Raw genomic sequence first — 18,509 nt, 5'->3', positions numbered from 1 at the left:
ATAGGTCCCGGCTGCTCCGTTGCAGCGTTCCGCGTGACGATTATGATCCGCTGGCGGCGCGAACGCCGCTCAGTTCAAATAAACGCAGCTTCCACTTGGGCGCACTCGCCCAATCGTCATCAACCAAGGGCTTGGCGCCGACAACACCGTTGGCCGGCGCCAGGCCATTCAAGGCTGCGCCTATGCGCGATGCGGTCCTGCGAGCAATTGCAGTTCCCAAGCCAGGCTAGTGCCAGTAGCTCCGCCATGCTCGAGGATGATGTCGGCGATCTTGGCAGCGCTCTCGGAGCGCGCCCAATCGCGCTGCAGTTCGGCCATGAACACACCAGATGTCAGTGGCACGGCCCCCGCTTGAATCATGCGGGCGATTCCCATTTCGTGCGCTTCAACGCTGGTGCCGCCTGAGGCGTCCGTCACGAAGTAGACCTCATAGCCATCACCAAGGGCATGAATGACGGGGAATGCGAGGCAGACTTCCGTCCAAAGTGCGGCGATAACCACTTTCTTGCGGCCGGTACCCTTAACCCATTCGACGCAACGCTCGTCTTCCCAGGTATTGATGAACGTGCGGTCGATTGGGGTCTGCTCCGGAAAGACATCCGTGATTTGCTTGAAGATCAGACCGCCTCTGTCCTTGAGAACGCTTGTCAGAAGCGTGGGGACACCGAAGGCCTTGGCGGTTTTGGCGAGCGAAACGGTGTTGTTGATCATCGTGGCAACGTCAACATTCTTGACGGCCGCAGCCTGGAAAGGCTGGTGATCAATGAGCATCAGGACGCAGTTGTCCGGCGTCAGCATTGCCTCAAGCCCGGTCTTCGAGAAAGCTACGCTTGTCATTGCTATTCCTTAATTAAAACAGTTGGTTACCCGTGCGCTGGATTGCGGAATACAAGCTGCCACGAGCTCACTTTGTGAAAAAGTGCGATAAAATCGTTCACGGAGTGCGATAAAATCGAACGTTGCGTGCTGCAGATTAGAGCTCTGCGAATCCAGAAAGCTTAGAGAGCATGAACGTCGCAGGTCCCCAGTGCCCAATCTGGAACTTGGTTGGCGAACGTCTCCATGAGGAACGTTCCTGCGGGTCCCGGTGGAGTGTCAGATCGGTGGATGGCAAAAAAGCGATAATTCCCACCTTTGATGTCGGGCAAGTCAATCTTTACCAAGCGGCCTGATATCAGGTCATCTCGAACCATCGGCACAGGCATGTTGCCCCAACCGAGGCCCTCGAGAAGCAGCATGTGCTTTGTCGAAAGATCGGCAACACGCCAGGTGTGGGTTGCAACCACCCCTAAATCTAGGCCCTTCGTGCGCTCCGACCTGTCGGTCAAAACGATCTGGATATGCTCTCGGCCAGCACCGATGCGCTTATCGCTGGCAAGGGCCAGCGGGTGATCGGGCGCAGCGACGGGAATCAGTTCGACACTGCCGATCCCCATCCTGTCGAGCCCGTCGATGTCCACGTCGGGAGGGCCGCAAACACCGATAGACGCAGCTCCATTCAACACGAGATCGGTAACGGCCCCCAAGCCTTCGGTGCGGATTTGCAGCGGAATCGTAGGAAACTCGCTGCGGAAGTTTTTTAGGGCATCAAGCACGCGGGAGGCCGGCAACATCGCGTCGAGAGCAATCGACAAGCTAGGCTCGAGTCCCTGTAAAAGACCCTGCGCCTTGGCCCGGAGACGGTTCACTCCGTTGGCAACCGAGCGGGTCTCGGAAAGCACAATCCTTCCCGCCTCCGTAAGACAGGGCCGGCGTGTGGAATCGCGGTCGAACAACGCAAAACCAAGCTGCGCCTCCAGATTCGCGATGGTGTAGCTGACCACGGATGTAGCCCGGTTCAGCTTGCGAGCTGCCCCCGCAAAGCTCCCTACGTCGACCACGGTAAGAAAGACTTTCAACTGATCAAACGTGGGTGTCCCCGGACCCTTCATGCAAACCCCACTATCGCAGCTGCGTTTTACCCTCCCTGGTCCCGATTTGATTGGTCTGAGCCGAAATTGCAACAGCGAGATGATCAGATGTGACCATCGTTCACGGATCATTCGGAGTTCCCGCTAGCGTGGCTGCGCCCTTTCAGCAGCTAGCCATTCCGGCGAGGGCGCAATCTACCAAGCCGTAATGGGCGTCTTCGCGTCCTGAGCTTGAAAATGTTCAATCAGAAAGCGGCCGGCAGGACCCGGCGGGGTATCCGTTCGGTAAATCGCCTGCAGGCGGTATGGGCCCCCCTTGCAGTCGGGCAGATCCAGTTGAACGAGACGACCGTCCGCCAGATCGTCACGCACCATCGGCTCTGGCATATTCCCCCAGCCGATCCCCTCCTTCAGAAGCATGTGCTTGGCGCCGAGGTCGGCAAGCCGCCATGTATGAGTGCCGACCACTGCGAATTCATGGCCTTGAGTGAGTGGAGAGCGATCGGTGAGCACGAGCTGGATATGACTGCGGGCCGCACCCGGGGCATGAGAGCCGCCTGCAAGGGGATGGTCAGGCGCGGCAACCGGCACGAGCTGGACGAAGCCGACGCCAATACGCTCCAGACCCAAGACGTCGACATCCAGTGGTCCACTAATTCCGACTGTAGCCGTGCGGTTCAGAACGATTTGCGTCACCGCGCCAAGTGCCTCGACGTATAGCCTCAGCGACACGCTCGGGAATTCCTTACGGAAGGCCTTCAGTGCATCCATCACGCGTGAAGCGGGCAACATGACATCGAGAGCAAGGTGCACCTCCGGTTCTATGCCACGCAGCATGCTTTTGACCTTGGCACGCAGATTATCGATTCCATTCGAAACGCTCCGCGCTTCAGCAAGGACCGTCCGTCCCTCGAGCGTGAGTTGCGGTTTCTTCGTCGACAGCCGATCAAACAGTATCACTCCGAGCTGGGCCTCGAGATTGGCGATCGTGTAGCTGATGACGGAGGTCGCACGATTGAGCTTGCGGGCGGCCGCCGCGAAGCTGCCGGTCTCGACGACCGCGATGAAGACGCGCAGTTGATCAAGCGTAGGCTGCCCCGGGTCAGACATTTCGAATTCCTCGACCGTTTTGAGCGAAATTATCTGAGTTTTCCGAAACGTCCAGTGCTCCTACCTTCGAATCATCAAACTCACCAAGCCAAGGAGCTGGCGATGTCTCATATCTCCACAGCCGATATCGAGCAGGTCATCCTGCCCTCAAGCCGCGATCTCGGCGGCTTCTCGGTTCGTCGGGCACTGCCTGCGCCGATGCGGCAGATGGTCGGCCCCTTCATCTTCCTCGACAGCTTCGGCCCGGTACGCTTCGGCGAGGGCGAAGGTATCGATACCCGACCTCACCCGCATATCGGTCTTTCCACCCTGACCTATCTGTTGGAGGGCGAACTCACGCACCGCGACAGCGAGCGGTATGTGCAATCGATCCGCCCCGGCGAAGTCAATGTGATGGTCGCGGGCGCCGGTATCGTCCATTCCGAGCGGACTCCAGAGCATCAACGTGCGACTGGCGGGAAGCTGGCCGGGCTACAGAGCTGGATTGCCCTGCCAAAGAAATCAGAAGAGACCGCCCCGCTTTTCCAGCATCTCGACGCAGGCTCGCTGCCAACCGTTAGCGGCGAAGGTATTGGCATGAAGCTGTTGGCTGGCAACTTGCATGGTCGTCAGTCGCCAGCCACGGTGTTTTCTGATCTCTTCGCCGCCGAGGTCCATCTTGAGGCGGGTGCCCGGTATCGGATCGATGGCGAACATGTCGAGCGGGCGATCTTTGTCGTCGCCGGCGCCCTCGAGATCGTAGGGCAGGACGGCAATTTCGGCCAGGACCGTCTTCTCGTCTTCAAGCCTGGGTCGGAAATCGTCGTTAAGGCGACCGAGCCCGCCCGTTTTCTCGCCTTCGGCGGCGAGCCGCTTCCCGAGAAGCGATTTATTCGCTGGAACTTCGTCGCAACCGATCAGGAGCGCATCCGACATGCGGCCGATCTCTGGCGCGAGCGCCGCTTCCCCGGCGTGCCCGACGACGACGAATTCATACCCCTTCCTGAAAACTTCCGCTGACTTCACCCATCCAACCACCTCACAGGAGATTTTCGCATGGCTACTTATGCAATCATCGGCGCCGGCGCTATCGGTTCGGCCCTCGCAGAACGCTTCAATGCCGCTCAGATCCCGACTGTCATCGCAAACAGCCGCGGTCCCGCCTCGCTTTCCTCTATCACCGACCGGTTCGGCGGCTCGGTCCAAGCAGCGGGGTTGAAGGATGCCTTGCAAGCTGATGTCGTCATTCTTGCCGTTCCATACGACGCCATCCCGGAAATCGTCACGCAGGTCAGCGACTGGGGTGGCCGCATCGTCGTGGACGCATCGAACGCCATCGATTTTCCGGCGTTCAAACCGCGTGATCTCGGCGGCCGGCTGTCCACGGAGATAGTGTCGGAGCTCGTGCCCGGCGCCAAGGTGGTAAAGGCTTTCAACACCCTGCCTGCTGCTGTTCTTGCCGCTGATCCGGATAAGGGAGCCGGTAGTCGCGTGTTGTTCCTGTCCGGCAACCATTCGGACGCCAATAGGCAGGTCTCGGAGTTGATTGCAGCGCTCGGATTTGCCCCCGTCGATCTCGGAACGCTGGCCGAATCCGGTCCTATCCAGCAGTTTGGAAGGCCGCTCGTCGCGCTAAATCTGCTGAAAGACTGACGTTATGCGGCTCGCCCGTGCTCAGACGGGCGAGCCGCCCGGACGATTAAACCAAGGTTGAAACCGGCATGGGGCCCTCCATCAGCTTCTGTCGGCTGTTCTGTACGGTCACGATGAATGGACTCTCCAACTATGCCGCCACTCTCAAGAACTGGATCGCGGCCACATTAGTAACTCGCCAGGAAGGCCGTCTGAGTGATGGAGAAAACCAGTGACAAGTTCGTAGGTCTCGGTCGAGGAACCCCCGCGTGGTTCACGTGCGCGGCTTAGATTCTGCCGGTCGGGATCCTGGGCCAGCTTCTCAGCGCTGCCTGGCGCTCTTCCGCGACAGCAGCTTATGGGGTCTGCTCGCCGTGCTTGGTGGCGCGTTGTCGTTTCCCGCCGTAAGCCTTGTGGCCGGAGCGCTCTTCTTTCCCGGTTGAGGAGCTTGTGCTGGTGGGCAGACCTGAGCTTCCTGCTCACCTCCTCCAGGTCATCCTGGCAGCGGACAGCATGCCGTTGCCGCTTTCCTTCCATCCGGTCAACGGCGCGGTAAGCCTGGTTCTCCTCGCCCAGGTTGAACGCCACCGCCTTGGCTGAAGACACTGCAACGGCGAAAGCCCGTCCCGGCTCTTCCTGTGGCAGGGCCGGGAAGTCGCCCAGCCGGTCACCGGAAGCCTGGTCGTCAACAATGGCGACACGATAAAATAGGTGGCGCTTGCCGGACCCGGTATTTCCCGACTGGGACTCTTTCACGTCGCGATCGATCTCGCCACCGGAAGGCTCGTGCCTCTGCTTGAAGACTGCAATCCAGGTGATCTCATTCACGACATGATCGAGACGGTGGAGCAGTCGCCGCTCCTGAAGGCATCCTAACTAAGCCTATGTTGGGATTTCCTGGTTACGGCGTCAGTAGCGCTCGAGCAGCTAGGTCACGCAGATGAACTGCCGCACACCATTGCCAGGCACATTATCAGAGCGCTCAGCGCCCGAAGCAGTCGCCATGTAGTTGTTTGGAAACTCAGTGCGTCGCGAACGCTGTAGTAGGCGGCAACATGCCAATCTCATCGAACGTAACACAAGAGATTATCCGCCTATCCCGAAATGTCGAAAACCCGGAAGTTGTCTCCATCGAATTCCTCATTAACCGATGGAGACCAAATAATGACCAGAGTACTCGTTCTTTACTATTCCTCTTATGGCCATATCGAAACCATGGCTGGCGCAGTGGCCGAAGGCGCACGCAGCACCGGCGCTGAGGTGACAATCAAGCGGGTACCTGAGACCGTGCCGCTCGAAATCGCCGACAAGGCCCACTTCAAGCTCAACCAGGCCGCACCCATCGCGACCGTGGCGGAACTCGCCGACTATGATGCGATCATCGTCGGTACCGGCACTCGATTTGGCCGTATGTCGTCCCAGATGGCGGCGTTTCTCGATCAGGCCGGCGGCCTTTGGGCACGCGGTGCCCTCAACGGCAAGGTTGGCGCAGCCTTTACCTCGACAGCAACTCAGCACGGCGGCCAGGAAACCACCTTGTTTTCGATCATTACCAACCTCATGCATTTTGGCATGGTGATCGTCGGCCTGCCCTACAGCCACCAGGGCCAGATGAGCACGGAAGAGATCGTTGGTGGCGCTCCTTATGGCGCAACCACGGTTGCTGGTGGCGACGGGTCGCGCCAGCCCTCGCAGATCGAACTCGCTGGTGCCTACCACCAGGGCGAGATCGTCGCGCGCACAGCAGCAGCGCTCGTCGCAGCCCGCAGATAAAGCTCCCAATCCACTCATAAATTCAGCTCCAACCAGACCAGCCGATCGCGATCGGCTGGCAAGGAGAGGTCATGTCCGCACTTTTCTCAAACAAGATCGTCGCTGTCACCGGCGCGGGCTCGGGGATCGGCCGGGCGATTGCAATCGGGCTCGCTCGTGACGGCGCGACAGTACATCTCGCCGATCGCGATGCCGCCGGGCTCGCCAAGACCGCCAACCTCATCCGCGCCGAAGACGGCCAGGCGTTCATCACTGAACTCGACGTGGCGAGCGAGCTTCAGGTCGTGGGATGGGTCGAGCAGATTGACGCTGCATCCGGTCGGCTCGATGCCGCCTTTAACAATGCCGGCATCACCGGTCCTGCGAAGCGGATTGAAGACTATCCGCTGGAAGACTTTCAACGGGTCATCGCCGTCAATCTGCAGAGCGTGTTTCTAGGGATGAAATACCAGATCCCCCTGATTAAGCGCAGCGGTGGCGGGTCGATCGTCAACACGGCCTCTGTCGCAGCGCTGACCGGTCCTGGAGGCATGAGCGCCTACGCCGCCTCCAAGCACGGCGTCCAAGGCCTGACCCGCGTTGTCGCGATGGAGAATGCTGCCCATGGCATCCGCGTCAACGCGATTGCCCCAGGCTGGACTGAAACGCCAATGGTCGTGGCAAACAGCCAGCAGAACCCAAGTTTTGCAGCACTTGCCCAAAACGCCATTCCCGCCAAACGCGGCGGCAAGCCGGAGGAAATCGCGGCCGCCGCGATCTGGCTTTCCTCTGACGCCGCCTCCTATGTCACCGGACACATGCTGACCGTCGATGGCGGCATGACGATCGATGGTTTTGAACTCTGACACAGAGCCCAGGAAAGGATCATCCCATGTCAGACCAATATGACGCACTGAAATCAATCGTCCGGCGCAATACGCTCGAAGTGCAGTCCGAGGGCAACTTTGAACTGTTCGACGAGCTCTTTGCCGACGACTTTCTTGACCACACGCCTCAGCCGGGCGGAACACCAGACAAGGAAGGTGCGCGCCGCCTGTACCACGCGCTCCGCGAAGCCTTCCCCGATTTCCATGCCGAAATCCATTGGCAAGCGGTCGATGGCGATATCGTCACAACCTTCAAGACCTACCACGGCACGCATCGGGGCGTGGTCCTCGGAGTTGAGCCAACCGGCCGGCGGATCAAGTTTGAAACCGTCGACGCAATGCGCATTCGCAACGGCCAGATCGTCGAACACTGGGGTGTCGCCAACCTCTACTACCTCCTGGAGCAACTCGACGCCCTGCCTTCCTCGGCTCCCAAAGTGCCGGAACACTAAGGATCACCACAATGAGCAACAGCCATATTCTCGACGGCAGGGTCGTCATCGTCACCGGCGCATCGAGCGGTATCGGCCGCGCCATCGCCGTCCGGGCTGCCGAACACGGCGCCAAAGCAATTATCGTCTCTGACGTCGTAGAGGCACCACACGAGGGCGGTGAACCAACCGCCTCCGAGATCAGGAAACTGGGAGCGCAATCCGTTTTCGTGAAAGCAGACGTCAGCCGCAAGGCCGACAATGACGCCCTGGTTGCCGCAGCAAAGGAGTTCGGTGGCGTCGATGTCATGGTGGCAAATGCAGGCATCACGCTGAAGACAGATGGTGCGGAGGTTCCAGAAGACGATTACCGCCGCCTGATGTCGGTCAACCTTGATGGCCCATTGTTCGGCGCCCAGGCAGCTGCGCGCCAGATGAAGGCACTGAACAAGCAGGGCAGCATTGTCCTCATGGCGAGCATGGGTGGGATCTCTGGCGCCGGCATCACCGTTGCCTACTCCACAAGCAAGGGCGGTGTGGTGCTGATGGCGAAATCACTGGCCGACGCTCTTGGACCCGACGGTATCCGCGTCAATGCAGTCGCACCCGGCACCATCGACACGGAGCTTCTTCGCACGAGCCCAGGTATCGCCCAGGCCTCCGAGGGCTTTCTTCAAAGGACGCCGCTTCGGCGGCTTGGCAAACCGTCAGAAGTCGGAGATGCTGTGGCTTTCCTTGGATCGGACCTGTCGAGCTATGTGTCAGGAACCGCCCTTCTTGTAGACGGAGGCCTTCTCTCCGTCATATAAGTTTTTCGACACTCCAGTCGGACCCGCGCCCTGAACAGCGCGGGTTTTTCTTTGCCTCATCATTCGATTTTCTCGACGATTATCGGCGAAATTATCCAGCTTTTTCGCTCACCCGGATAATGGCAATTTCTTCTCACGACGAAGCCACCGTGGCGACGCCCCAACTTAAGGAGAACGTCCATGTCTTATTCAGATGCAATTGCTCAGCGCGTTGAAACTCTTTCCCAGTCGGCCCTCTTCAACGGCGTCACACCCCTTGCCGGCCGTATCCTGCTCGCCGCAATCTTCCTTCTTTCCGGCATCAGCAAGATTTCGGATCCGGCTGGGACGATCGGCTATATCACTGTGGTTGGCTTGCCCTTCCCGACGCTGTCTTACGGTGCAGCCGTCGTTACCGAAATCCTGGGCAGCATTGCCCTGATCCTCGGCTTCCAGACCCGTATCGTCGCCCTGGTCCTTGCCCTGTTCAGCCTTGCCACGGCGCTGGCATTCCACAACAACCTCAGCGACCTGAACCAGTTCATCCACTTCTTCAAGAACGTCGCAATGGCCGGTGGCCTCCTGCAGGTTGTGGCATTCGGTGCGGGTCGCTTCAGTCTCGATGCCCGCCGCTAACTCTCCGCATAAGCTACAAAAGAGCCCGGACCTTGACCCGGGCTCTTTTGCGTTTCTATGATGCGGTCGTCATACATGCGGCGCCGATCGCTGCTGGAAACCTCTGATCTCGACGTCGGTGACACAGAGATCAGGCACCTTCACCAGAAAATCCCGCCCATACGAAGTCGCCATGTGTTCGTCGAAGTCCGATGGATAGCGCCAGTCTTCCACCACCATCCACTCATCAGACGATTCCATTGACTGGTGGATCTCGTATCGAACGCCTCCGGCTTCCTGTCGCGAGGGCGAAACAAGTGCCAGAAGTGCTGCGCCAAGATCCTCAGATCGACCGGGCTTTGCCCTGAAGAACGCAACGTTGGTCAGTTCGGCCATGTCCGTACTCCCTGCCAGCCTCGAAATTTACACGCCGTCGATTGCAATGATCCTCGACCTGGCAGCGGCCTGCCGCTGGGCAGCGAGCGGTGCATATTCAGGCGACGCGAACAGTTGACGGATCGCTTGCCTCTCCGGGAACTCGATAATGAGCATGTTGGTAGATTCCCAGCCTTCGAGCCCAAGCGGTGCGGCATCGAGGGCGATAAGGCGACCTCCCGCTTTGGCGACGAGCGGCAGTGCCTTAGACCGATAATCTTCGATCGACTTTATATCTTGGATGTCTAGATCAACGACGAGGTAGGCAGACATATGATTTCTCCTTGATTTGGCGATATAGTTTGAAGCGGAGGGCGACGCCTCCTCAGGGGAGGTGGCGCCATTTGACCATGCGGTCTTTGAGATCGAGCGTGCCGCCGTCGACGGTGAAGGTACCGTCACCTCGGTGATGCATCATTCGACGGTCTTTGCGGCTCTCGTTGATCCAGATCCTCGTCGCCTCAAGGATGAAGAGGTCGTAAGGGTCGCAGAGCCTGGTATCGACGACCCGGCATTCGATGTTGGCCAGGCAGTCGGTGAGGAGTGGGGCTGACACGTCCTTGGCAGGTCGCGTCTTGAGGCCGTATCTTTGGAATTTATCCACCCGATCCCCCGAACAGTTCCCGACGTCGACAACGGTTTCGGCGAGATCGAGACCGGGTACAGCGATGACACATTCTCCGGTTTTCCGGAGAGCCTGATAGCTGTGATCCCAAGGCCCAATGACACAACCGATGAGCGGCGGCTCGTGCTGGATCATCATATGGAAGCCCATCGTCATCACGTTGGGCTTGCCGTTATCGTTGGTGGAGACCATGACGATCGGGCCAGGTTCCAGGACGCGATAGGCTTGAGATGCGGGTACTTCCTTCATGTCAATCTCCCTTGAGAGGTCCCTGCCTCGGCAGGGACCCGTCAGGTCCGGCCTGTTACCAGCCCTGCTCTACTGGCAGGACGAACAGCTCTGCGACGTCCACATGAGCCGGGGCCTGGGCTGCAAAGACGATGGTGTCGCCAATGTCCTCGCCCTGGAGGAAGATCATCTGGCTAGCCAGTTCGTCCATCTGCTTGCGGTAGCCCGGATCAGTGATGTGATCGTAGAGCTCGGTGGCAACCGCGCCTGGCTGGATGCAGGTCACGCGAATGCCGTGCTTCTGGCCGACTTCCATGCGCAGGCCGTCGGAGAAGGCCGTGACCGCATGTTTCGTGGCGCAGTAAACCGAAAGGCCCTTGAAGACCTTGCGTCCAGCGATTGAGGACATGTTGAAAACGTGGCCGGAATGCTGCTTGATCATCTGGGGCAGAACAGCGGCCGTCGTATTGAGCAGGCCCTTCACGTTCACATCCACCATCCGCTGCCACTCGTCCACCTTGAACTGATCGATATCGGAAAGCGGCATAAGACCGGCATTGTTGACGAGGATGTTGATCGAACCATAGGTCTCGACCAACTTCTTGACGCCCGCTTCGACCGAGGTCGTGTCAACCACGTCCATTTCGATCACGAGAGCTTCGCCGCCCTTGGCTTCGATCTGCTGCTTGAGATCCTCCAGCTTTTCGGTGCGGCGGGCAGCCAAGCCGACCTTTGCGCCGGCTTCAGCAAGTTTTGCAGCAGTAGCGGCGCCAATGCCGCTCGATGCGCCGGTAACCAGTGCGATCTTTCCGTTGAGATTGGCCATTGTCTCTACTCCTTGTCTTGAAGCCCACCGCGGTGGGCGTTTCGTTTTGACAAGGAGGAAGCTAAAACTTTCATCGGCGCCCTTCTCTCGGGGCCTTGCTCGACCTGTCGCGATCTTGCTCGAAAACGCGACAGGTTGGAAATTTAGCCCCGCCGATAGTGGCTCGGTGGCAGGCCGGCCTCCCGGCGGAATACCTGCGCGAAATGGCTTGGGCTGGAATAGCCAACCGACATGCCGATCTCGATGATGCTTGTATCCGTCTCCTGCAGGAGAAGCTGCGCCCGGGCTATGCGCTGGCGAATGAAGTAGCGTGAGGGCGAGAGCCCCGTCGCCTTCTTGAACAAACGACTGAAATGGAATTCACTCATTCCCACCGTCTCGGCAAGCTGTGCGAGATTGAACGGGTCGCCTAGATGTTCTTCGAGGTAGGCGACGGCCCGACGAAGCTTGAAGCCGGGTAGCGCATTTTGGCGATCGTCGGCAGCGTCACTTGCGGCATAATTCCGGATTAGATGCACGGCGAGGCTCTGGGCAAGGCCTTGGATGAACAGGTGGCTTCCCTTCCCTTCAGACGCCAGCTCCTGATGGATCAAGGCAAGAAGGTGCGATAGCTGCGTATCCTTGCCACCGGAGATGTCGCGCAGTGCAGGAGGGGCGGCGCAGCCCAGCACATCGTGGGCGACGCGCTCAAACAGCGGAACGGAGAGATAAAGATGCATGACCTGGAAGGGCGCTTCTCCGAGCGCCCGCCAACGCATCTCATAGGGCGTGGGGGAGCGGGTCAGAAAGAAGTCGCCAACGGTGACTGTGTTTGCGACCCAGTCACCGCCAAGGTCCCGCTCTTCGACGACGGCCTCTCCCGACACCACCCAGACGATCAGGGGTTCTGCAACCGCGGGAACGAGAAAGGCCTTCTGCTTGTTGAGACGAGAATAGACCTGCACGAACATGTCGGTCCACGCCGGACTATCGCCACTGACAAGCGTGCGACCGGCTATATACTGTTCAAGCCCGAGCGGTGACGTCCGCTCGGGCCTTGCAACAACCTCTTCCAGTTCAGGCACCAGAGCGGCGGGATAAGTGGGCTTACCGGTATCAGCCGGCATTGAAGGCAATACGTTTTGACGGGATGCTTCGATGTTTGCCAACGCGGATCCTCTCTTAAACGCGGGATAGCTGCCTTAAGATCCCATGGAGCTTCAATGGAACATGTCCCTGCTCACTTCTGCACCCGCAACCACCATCAATGATGAACTGCGGCATTTGGTTTCGTCCGATATGAAAACAATGCCGGTCTCGTTCAACCTCGGAGGCAAGTAAATTCGCATCTGCGTCGCAAGTCGGTTTTCCCCGGGTTAGCGGCGAAATTGCCAAAGCTGCAGAGAGTATCTTTTCCAGGAGCGAACCTAAGGTCGCCCCTCTCCCGGCACTGTTCGAATGAAAGTGACTGCTGCATCGCTGAACATGATCTGCTCCATCGTTGGTTCGATGACGCAGATGCCGCCCATGACGGCCGATGAACGGGAGAACGACGCTCCAGTCAAATTGGTTGATCCTGCAAAGCTTGGTGCATGGCGCCATAAGGTCGCTCGTGAAAAAGACCGGCCCGCCGCCAGAGCGGACCGGAGGCGCTATGGCCTCAAACGATCAGTAGAAGGACATGATATAGTCTTCCGTGATCATGAAGGATTGTCGTCCGCGTGCCTGGCTTCAAACAACGCCATGCGCTCCTGAGCAATCAGCAGAGCTTTTTCTATCAATGGATAGCCGGCATAGGGAATGACGTTGAAGAGGGTCTCGACAATCTCTTCTCTGGCGGCCCCGAGATTGAGAGCGGCATCGATATGGACGCCAAGTGGCTTCTCTGCCGCGACGGTTCCCTGGGCGGCGAGAGCGGAGATCGCACCCAACTCACGCATCTTGGGATTGAGGGCCGGGCGGTAGAAGATATCGCCGTAGCAGTGGGCGACTATAAGTCTTCCGAGATCAGGAGCGATATCCTTGAAACTCTCGACCACATCGGCGCCGGATCCTCCCGATGTCGCCGCAAGCGTTGCGGCGCCCCGCATGAAGCGCTTATCATCATACCTTATGGCATCGACTCTTTTTTGGACCCTCGCTTCGGGCCGCTCCTGTGCCTCTAGGACATTTCTCGCTCTGCCAGCAGCGTTGAGCGCGGCCGGGAATCCGGAATAGACGCTCATTTGGATAATCATTTCGACAATATCACTATCGGTTGCGCCTGCAGCCAATGCCGAAGCGATATGGGCGTCAAAGTTCGCCCCTACCTTCCCCCGCGCCGCCAGCATTGCAGCAGACGCAAGATGGGCCAGCCTGGGCTCCAGATGCACCGCCCCGAAGATCTCCTCGCCAAGGGTATGCTCGCGCCATTTCAAGAATTCGGGCGCTACTCGCTCGAGGACAGCGAGACGGTGAGAAGGGAAATCCGGGATAGCAGCTGATGCCTGAGTGTCACGGGCGTGTCTGGGTTCGTCCCGGTCAGCGAGAATATCGCGGACGATGGGAACGGCGTTGATCGCCGTCGGGAATCCGAGAAGACCCGCGGAAATAAACAACAGGTCGACGACATCATCGCGGGTTCCCCCGGCGTTCAGCAATCCATTGAGGTGAAAAGAAAGCTGAGACTGCGCCGATCCGTGGGCCAGCAATGTGGCGGCAGTCAGAATCTGCCGTGTCCGCAGATCCAAGCCATCCCGCGACAACACATCGCCATAGGGATATTGAATGGTGAAGCGAGCCAAATCTTCCGAGAACCTGGCAAGCTGGCTTACCGGCCCCCCAAAATTCTCGCCCCCGATCTCTTTCAGAACGGCAAGACCCCGCAGGTGTTTCTCCCTCTCTCGTGGCGAAGCCAAATTCTCGAGCTGCTGCTCGATATCGGTCGTTGTCATTGCTTTCTCCTTGAATCTGACTTTTCCGGGTGCCGGCGATCGCATCGCGCGAAAGAAAATTAGATCACGCTGGCACTGCATATGCAGGCGTGATCATTCCTGGACTATCGCTTGCGATACAGAACCATTCCGGCATGGTGCAGGATGTCATCGACAAAATCGCCGTCGGCCGTGAAGCCGGTATCGTCCCAGTACTCGATATGATTTCCGGACACCTCGTATCGTCCTTGATAGGCGCTTTCGCGTGAACCGCGCGCCTCGTCGTAGCGGCCATTCGGGAGCAACTGGTGCCGGATGCGACCGTCTGCAGTCTCCCACATGCCGACATAAGGATGCGAGAATGCTTGGGTGGTCATTGCGCCGGCTCCGTCTTGCCCAGGAAAGACTGAATGGTCTCTGGCTCGACGACCCAGGCGTAGTTCAGCTCATGGCGGATCTTCCATTTGCCGCCGGTGCATGCCCAGCCGAGCTGCGAGCGACCATCAAAAGCGATCACCTTGCCGTCGAGACGATCGATACGGCCGACGAAGCCAAGCGTCGTCGAAGCAACGGTGTCGCTGACGATCGCGTCGTGACCGCCGGTTAGACCGTGGCGAACCGATCGGGCAGCGTTCTGCAACGCCTCCCAGTTCGCTCCATAGCGGGCGGAGTGGTCAAAGAGCTGTGCACTGCCAGGCGCGAAATTGTCGTAGAAAACCCCCTTGGTGTTTTCCAGGTCGTAATACCGGTTCAACTTTTCCGCGAACACGAACTTGCCGTCGCCTTCATGGCGTTCCCAACCCTTCATGATCCAGTCGGCATGAAGTGCGAGAGGAGCATCGGCTCCTTCCCGAGGGCAGGAGCTATCCTGCGCAGCGACAGGTCCGCCGCAGAGCCCAAGAGCCAAAGCCGCGGCGAGTCTGAATTTGACGTGTGTCATCAGTATATCTCCTTCAATGATCGTTTTTCTTGTTTGCCGTGCCGCTAGGGCGACTGTCGGCCACACGCAACAGATAGACAAATCCGATTGTCGCTTGTATTCCCTTTTCGCTAACGTGATTGGTTAGTGCGGTGCTACAATGATTATTGATCTGAACCTCGTTCCAGTGTTTCTCGCAGTCGCAGAAGAGGGGAATTTCAGGGCGGCCGCTGATCGCCTCGGCGTCACTCGCTCGGCCGTGAGCCAAGCGATCAGACGGCTTGAGGATATTTGCGGCATCGCGCTCGTCAGCCGCACGACGCGCAGCGTGCGGCTGACCGAGGCGGGCAACCGCTTCCGTGAAACGCTGGCTCAGCCAATAGCCGACGTAAAATCCGCATTCGAGAACGTGGCGGGTGACGCCAGACCCAGCGGCTTGCTACGGATCGCGGTCACATCGATTGCGGAACAATTTCTTTCCGGCCCGCTGATCGCGTCTTTCGCCGAAGCCCATCCCGGCATCACGATCGACATCACGGTTACCGACGACATATTCGACATCGTAGCCGCCGGCTTCGATGCAGGGGTCCGGCTGGGTGAGGTCATCGAGCAGGATATGGTCGCGGTGCCACTCACCAAAGAAGAGAGAGAAGTGGTGGTCGCGACGCCAGGATATTTCGAGGTCCACGGAACGCCCCGCCATCCTCGGGAACTGGTGCGTCATCGCTGTATCGGTTGGCGGCCTTCTCCAAGTGCTGCGCCGTACCGATGGGAGTTCGAGGAGGCCGGCATAACGTTCGACGTTGCTGTTGAGCCGCAGATTACCACAAACGATCTGCAACTGATGATCCGGACTGCGCTCGCTGGCGGCGGTATCACATTCGCATTGGAAGAGACGTTTCGCCCATACATCGATCGTGGCGATTTAATCACGGCGTTGGACGAGTATCTGCCGCCGTTCCCAGGGTTCTTCCTCTATTTCCCCAATCGCCGGAATATGGCGCCTAAGCTGCGCGCACTTATTGACCATGTTCGCGCGTACCGAGTGACCAAACTCTAGCTGCCCGCTGGCAAGAGCTGGCTGGGTTTTTTGCGTCGCGTTGGAGGCCTATAACGCCCTGTCCTTCCCCGGTCCGGTGGACCCGAACCGGGTGCGGGCAGCGCCGATTGGCGAGTACGCACGCTCACGCCGTCCAAAAGGCGAGATCAGCTGGCACGTGGCAAGCGAGCATTCGTCGCTGCGGACGAAGAGGCTATTGCGGAGCCTCTCCTGGCGATTGCCTGATCCGCGCGTTTCGCTGGAGGATAGCCGGTCGTCAGAACTACGAATAGTTGACCGGTAGCCAGTCGCAATTGGTGCTGTCTTTACGCACATGTCCGATGCCCGGAAAGGCGATGTGTGCGCCTGCCACCAGATATTTGCCTGCCACCGCCTGTCGGAACGCAATGTCGCGCGCATCAACGGCGGCCTTCTGGTCAATATCGAATTCGATTGCGATGCCGGGTTCATCGAATTGCAGGATATCGCCATGCGTGATGTCGCCCCAGAATACGATCTTCTGGCCTTCGCTTTCCAACGTGATGGCGCTGTGACCCGGTGTATGTCCCGCATAAAGAATGGAACCAAGGCCGGGAACGGGCGCTCCGTTATCCGCGAAGGTTTCGAATTTTCCGGCTTTGACGTAAGGCGTTACGCACTGGTCCGCCTCGCCAAAATGCTGCTTGACGATGCCGGTCGCTGCCCTGGCGTTCTCCGGGCTTAGCCAGAATTTGGCCTCCCGCTCATTGACCCGCAATGTGGCGTTCGGAAAGGTACGCTTGCCATTGCTCATCAACCCGCCGGAATGATCGGTGTGAATATGGGTGAGGATGACATCATCGATGTCATCCACCTTGTAACCGGAAGCCTCGATGTTGGCCACGAGTTTGCCGAGCGATGGCCCGAGATAGGCACCGGTGCCCGCATCGATCAGTACCAGTCTTTCGCCTTTGTTGACCAGGAAGGCGTTGACGGAGGTTGGTACGAGCTCCGGCAGAAAGGCATCCTTCAACACGCTCTGGGCATGTTGTTGGCTGGTATTGGTGTACAGCTTGGCCAGCGGCAGCGCGACCGTGCCGTCCGACAGGGCCGTGACCTCTACGGAGCCGATTTTCAGCCGGTAGAAACCGGGTGCCTGAACAACGGCATAGGGTGCCTTGGCGAAGGCGGTCGACGGTGCGACGAAGGGTGCAGCGATGATGCCGGACAGAACGCCTTTGAGAATGGAACGACGGGATGGCATGGGTTTGCTCCTTGAAAGATGGTTCGGAACGGCTTGCAAGTTCCTGCTCATCAGCTAAGGATGCCTCGGTCAGCAATCAAATCGATATCGGTCATGCAAGTCATCGATCATTTCAATCTTCGTTCCTTCGACCTCAATCTTCTCGTTGCCTTCGATGCGATGATGGAAGAAATGAGCGTGACACGTGCTGCGCAGCGCTTGAAAATCCAACAACCTGCCATGAGCCACAATATATCCACGCTGCGCACGCTGTTTCAGGATGAGCTTTTCATCCGTGTAGGGCAGGTGATGAAGCCCACCGCACGGGCGCTCAATTTGTCCGGCCCGGTGCGGCAGGCTCTGCGACAGGCGCAGGCTGCCGTGTTGATGGCAGACGCATTCGATCCGGCCACCGAACGGCGCACGTTCCGGCTGGGGCTTTCCAGCGAGGTGGAACTGCTACTGCTTCCCGATCTGACGGCTCGGCTGCGCGATATCGCGCCGGGCATCCGTATTCTGGCCCGCGGTGGTGATGCCCAGGAGGTTGACGCGATGCTGGAGGCAGGCGTCGTCGATCTGTCCGTGGGGTGCAGCTATCTGCCCGATTCACGACACCATTGCGAGCCGCTGTATCAGTCCAGCGTTTTGTGCTGTTTCAATCCGCAATTGCTGAAGGTTTCGAATCCGGTGGGCCTTGATGCCTATATGGCCGCACAACACGCCGTGATCTCACAGACAGACAGCCTGCATGGCTGCGTCAAGGATGCGCTGAAACACGCGGGCGCAGAACTGGAGGTGGTGGCGGCAGCACCCGATTTCATGTCGATATTGGCCACGGCACGCTCATCTGCCGTGATTGCCACCGTATCATCGCGCATTGCACTTCGTTACGGACCGCTGCTGGGACTTGAGGTGAGCCCGGTGCCACTGGAGCTTTCTTTTCCACCCGTGGCAATGGTCTGGCCACTTCAGACGGACAGCGATCTTGGCTGCGCATGGTTGCGACAGCAAATCCGTGAGGCGATGCTGAGGACGAACGGGAGCAGCGTGACGGGCAGTAGAGATCAGTGTGTTTGAAGGCCTCGCCTTGAAGAGAATCGAACTGCAGACGCGCTGAAAGCGATTTCACGTCTGCGTGCTGCTGTGTCCGTCGCCGAGAGCAATTGAAGTTCAGTTCAAGAACGAAGGTGGCACGCCAGCCGGGGTTGTGACCGGCTGGC

23 protein-coding genes are annotated in these 18,509 nt (G+C 58.8%); 11 read left to right on the top strand and 12 right to left on the bottom strand.

From position 1 onward, the window contains the following. Positions 1-180: 180 nt before the first annotated feature. The 3 genes from CO664_RS26630 to CO664_RS26620 all read right to left on the bottom strand — a co-directional run bounded on the left by CO664_RS26630 (position 181) and on the right by CO664_RS26620 (position 3,020). Complete coding sequence (locus CO664_RS26630) at positions 181-837, bottom strand: hydrolase (protein WP_097540429.1); 657 nt, start codon at positions 835-837, stop codon at positions 181-183. A 161-nt stretch (positions 838-998) separates the two neighbouring features. Further along, positions 999-1,931: a LysR family transcriptional regulator gene (locus CO664_RS26625; protein ID WP_097540427.1), complete on the bottom strand. Its 933-nt coding sequence runs from the start codon at positions 1,929-1,931 to the stop codon at positions 999-1,001. A gap of 174 nt (positions 1,932-2,105) precedes the next feature. Beyond that, entirely contained in the window at positions 2,106-3,020 is a 915-nt protein-coding gene (locus CO664_RS26620) for a LysR family transcriptional regulator (RefSeq protein WP_097540426.1), read from the bottom strand. A 102-nt stretch (positions 3,021-3,122) separates the two neighbouring features. Between CO664_RS26620 and CO664_RS26615 the strand changes: the two genes are divergently transcribed. From CO664_RS26615 to CO664_RS26575, 9 genes are all read left to right on the top strand, one after another. Continuing rightward, on the top strand, positions 3,123-4,019 hold the full coding sequence (locus CO664_RS26615) for a pirin family protein (protein ID WP_097540424.1): 897 nt from the start codon (positions 3,123-3,125) through the stop codon (positions 4,017-4,019). Positions 4,020-4,055: 36 nt separating this feature from the next. Further along, on the top strand, positions 4,056-4,652 hold the full coding sequence (locus CO664_RS26610; protein WP_097540421.1) for an NADPH-dependent F420 reductase: 597 nt from the start codon (positions 4,056-4,058) through the stop codon (positions 4,650-4,652). A 435-nt stretch (positions 4,653-5,087) separates the two neighbouring features. Beyond that, positions 5,088-5,231 (top strand): hypothetical protein, encoded by a 144-nt coding sequence (locus tag CO664_RS31385; RefSeq protein WP_234820010.1) that lies wholly within the window; start codon positions 5,088-5,090, stop codon positions 5,229-5,231. Between the two features lie 111 nt (positions 5,232-5,342). Next, a complete protein-coding gene (locus CO664_RS26600; protein WP_337441801.1) occupies positions 5,343-5,507 on the top strand; it encodes a hypothetical protein in 165 nt (54 codons plus the stop codon). A gap of 288 nt (positions 5,508-5,795) precedes the next feature. Next, positions 5,796-6,404 (top strand): NAD(P)H:quinone oxidoreductase, encoded by a 609-nt coding sequence (wrbA, locus tag CO664_RS26595; RefSeq protein WP_097540420.1) that lies wholly within the window; start codon positions 5,796-5,798, stop codon positions 6,402-6,404. A 71-nt stretch (positions 6,405-6,475) separates the two neighbouring features. Then, the gene (locus tag CO664_RS26590) at positions 6,476-7,249 is read left to right on the top strand and encodes an SDR family oxidoreductase (protein ID WP_097540418.1); all 774 of its coding nucleotides are present in this window, start codon (positions 6,476-6,478) and stop codon (positions 7,247-7,249) included. Positions 7,250-7,275: 26 nt separating this feature from the next. Continuing rightward, the gene (locus CO664_RS26585; RefSeq protein WP_097540416.1) at positions 7,276-7,722 is read left to right on the top strand and encodes an ester cyclase; all 447 of its coding nucleotides are present in this window, start codon (positions 7,276-7,278) and stop codon (positions 7,720-7,722) included. An 11-nt stretch (positions 7,723-7,733) separates the two neighbouring features. Continuing rightward, positions 7,734-8,510, top strand: a complete 777-nt coding sequence (locus tag CO664_RS26580) for an SDR family oxidoreductase (RefSeq protein WP_097540415.1) — start codon at positions 7,734-7,736, stop codon at positions 8,508-8,510. A gap of 180 nt (positions 8,511-8,690) precedes the next feature. After that, positions 8,691-9,125 carry a DoxX family protein gene (locus CO664_RS26575; RefSeq protein WP_097540413.1) on the top strand — a complete coding sequence of 145 codons (435 nt, stop codon included), beginning with the start codon at positions 8,691-8,693 and terminating at the stop codon, positions 9,123-9,125. A 69-nt stretch (positions 9,126-9,194) separates the two neighbouring features. On the opposite strand, the gene CO664_RS26570 is transcribed toward CO664_RS26575, so the two are convergent. From CO664_RS26570 to CO664_RS26535, 8 genes are all read right to left on the bottom strand, one after another. Next, a complete protein-coding gene (locus CO664_RS26570; RefSeq protein WP_097540412.1) occupies positions 9,195-9,500 on the bottom strand; it encodes a putative quinol monooxygenase in 306 nt (101 codons plus the stop codon). Positions 9,501-9,527: 27 nt separating this feature from the next. Then, entirely contained in the window at positions 9,528-9,812 is a 285-nt protein-coding gene (locus CO664_RS26565) for a DUF1330 domain-containing protein (RefSeq protein WP_097540410.1), read from the bottom strand. Between the two features lie 52 nt (positions 9,813-9,864). Beyond that, positions 9,865-10,413 (bottom strand): flavin reductase family protein, encoded by a 549-nt coding sequence (locus CO664_RS26560; protein WP_097540408.1) that lies wholly within the window; start codon positions 10,411-10,413, stop codon positions 9,865-9,867. Positions 10,414-10,468: 55 nt separating this feature from the next. Then, a complete protein-coding gene (locus CO664_RS26555; RefSeq protein ID WP_097540407.1) occupies positions 10,469-11,218 on the bottom strand; it encodes an SDR family oxidoreductase in 750 nt (249 codons plus the stop codon). 143 nt (positions 11,219-11,361) lie between these two features. Continuing rightward, on the bottom strand, positions 11,362-12,366 hold the full coding sequence (locus tag CO664_RS26550; protein ID WP_097540405.1) for an AraC family transcriptional regulator: 1,005 nt from the start codon (positions 12,364-12,366) through the stop codon (positions 11,362-11,364). A 531-nt stretch (positions 12,367-12,897) separates the two neighbouring features. After that, the gene (locus tag CO664_RS26545) at positions 12,898-14,130 is read right to left on the bottom strand and encodes a carboxymuconolactone decarboxylase family protein (protein ID WP_097540404.1); all 1,233 of its coding nucleotides are present in this window, start codon (positions 14,128-14,130) and stop codon (positions 12,898-12,900) included. 104 nt (positions 14,131-14,234) lie between these two features. Continuing rightward, positions 14,235-14,486 (bottom strand): Atu4866 domain-containing protein, encoded by a 252-nt coding sequence (locus tag CO664_RS26540; RefSeq protein ID WP_097540402.1) that lies wholly within the window; start codon positions 14,484-14,486, stop codon positions 14,235-14,237. Further along, positions 14,483-15,049 carry a hypothetical protein gene (locus tag CO664_RS26535; protein WP_176536683.1) on the bottom strand — a complete coding sequence of 189 codons (567 nt, stop codon included), beginning with the start codon at positions 15,047-15,049 and terminating at the stop codon, positions 14,483-14,485. The genes CO664_RS26540 and CO664_RS26535 overlap by 4 nt, the downstream gene beginning before the upstream one ends. Before the next feature lie 139 nt (positions 15,050-15,188). Here CO664_RS26535 and CO664_RS26530 point away from each other — a divergent pair, with 139 nt between their 5' ends. Continuing rightward, a complete protein-coding gene (locus CO664_RS26530; protein WP_097540400.1) occupies positions 15,189-16,088 on the top strand; it encodes a LysR family transcriptional regulator in 900 nt (299 codons plus the stop codon). Between the two features lie 262 nt (positions 16,089-16,350). On the opposite strand, the gene CO664_RS26525 is transcribed toward CO664_RS26530, so the two are convergent. Then, entirely contained in the window at positions 16,351-17,310 is a 960-nt protein-coding gene (locus CO664_RS26525) for an MBL fold metallo-hydrolase (protein ID WP_097540398.1), read from the bottom strand. A 93-nt stretch (positions 17,311-17,403) separates the two neighbouring features. On the opposite strand from CO664_RS26525, the gene CO664_RS26520 reads away from it, so the two are divergent. Then, positions 17,404-18,366 (top strand): LysR family transcriptional regulator, encoded by a 963-nt coding sequence (locus tag CO664_RS26520; RefSeq protein ID WP_097540396.1) that lies wholly within the window; start codon positions 17,404-17,406, stop codon positions 18,364-18,366. Positions 18,367-18,509: the final 143 nt, after the last annotated feature.

The sequence above is a fragment of the Sinorhizobium sp. NG07B genome (genome assembly GCF_002532005.1).
GTDB lineage: Bacteria > Pseudomonadota > Alphaproteobacteria > Rhizobiales > Rhizobiaceae > Sinorhizobium > Sinorhizobium fredii_C.
Note: the sequence above shows the minus strand (reverse complement) of the source record. Positions and strands in the feature narration are given on the sequence as shown.

Bases quoted from the DNA above. Each gene is read 5' to 3' on its own strand.
- CO664_RS26620 (WP_097540426.1), bottom strand. From the start codon at position 3,020: ATGTCTGACCCGGGGCAGCCTACGCTTGATCAACTGCGCGTCTTCATC.
- CO664_RS26565 (WP_097540410.1), bottom strand. From the start codon at position 9,812: ATGTCTGCCTACCTCGTCGTTGATCTAGACATCCAAGATATAAAGTCG.
- CO664_RS26520 (WP_097540396.1), top strand. From the start codon at position 17,404: ATGCAAGTCATCGATCATTTCAATCTTCGTTCCTTCGACCTCAATCTT.
- wrbA (WP_097540420.1), top strand. From the start codon at position 5,796: ATGACCAGAGTACTCGTTCTTTACTATTCCTCTTATGGCCATATCGAA.
- CO664_RS26590 (WP_097540418.1), top strand. From the start codon at position 6,476: ATGTCCGCACTTTTCTCAAACAAGATCGTCGCTGTCACCGGCGCGGGC.
- CO664_RS26610 (WP_097540421.1), top strand. From the start codon at position 4,056: ATGGCTACTTATGCAATCATCGGCGCCGGCGCTATCGGTTCGGCCCTC.
- CO664_RS26625 (WP_097540427.1), bottom strand. From the start codon at position 1,931: ATGAAGGGTCCGGGGACACCCACGTTTGATCAGTTGAAAGTCTTTCTT.
- CO664_RS26630 (WP_097540429.1), bottom strand. From the start codon at position 837: ATGACAAGCGTAGCTTTCTCGAAGACCGGGCTTGAGGCAATGCTGACG.
- CO664_RS26570 (WP_097540412.1), bottom strand. From the start codon at position 9,500: ATGGCCGAACTGACCAACGTTGCGTTCTTCAGGGCAAAGCCCGGTCGA.
- CO664_RS26575 (WP_097540413.1), top strand. From the start codon at position 8,691: ATGTCTTATTCAGATGCAATTGCTCAGCGCGTTGAAACTCTTTCCCAG.
- CO664_RS26530 (WP_097540400.1), top strand. From the start codon at position 15,189: ATGATTATTGATCTGAACCTCGTTCCAGTGTTTCTCGCAGTCGCAGAA.
- CO664_RS26585 (WP_097540416.1), top strand. From the start codon at position 7,276: ATGTCAGACCAATATGACGCACTGAAATCAATCGTCCGGCGCAATACG.
- CO664_RS26525 (WP_097540398.1), bottom strand. From the start codon at position 17,310: ATGCCATCCCGTCGTTCCATTCTCAAAGGCGTTCTGTCCGGCATCATC.
- CO664_RS26535 (WP_176536683.1), bottom strand. From the start codon at position 15,049: ATGACACACGTCAAATTCAGACTCGCCGCGGCTTTGGCTCTTGGGCTC.
- CO664_RS26560 (WP_097540408.1), bottom strand. From the start codon at position 10,413: ATGAAGGAAGTACCCGCATCTCAAGCCTATCGCGTCCTGGAACCTGGC.
- CO664_RS26615 (WP_097540424.1), top strand. From the start codon at position 3,123: ATGTCTCATATCTCCACAGCCGATATCGAGCAGGTCATCCTGCCCTCA.
- CO664_RS26580 (WP_097540415.1), top strand. From the start codon at position 7,734: ATGAGCAACAGCCATATTCTCGACGGCAGGGTCGTCATCGTCACCGGC.
- CO664_RS26555 (WP_097540407.1), bottom strand. From the start codon at position 11,218: ATGGCCAATCTCAACGGAAAGATCGCACTGGTTACCGGCGCATCGAGC.
- CO664_RS26540 (WP_097540402.1), bottom strand. From the start codon at position 14,486: ATGACCACCCAAGCATTCTCGCATCCTTATGTCGGCATGTGGGAGACT.
- CO664_RS26545 (WP_097540404.1), bottom strand. From the start codon at position 14,130: ATGACAACGACCGATATCGAGCAGCAGCTCGAGAATTTGGCTTCGCCA.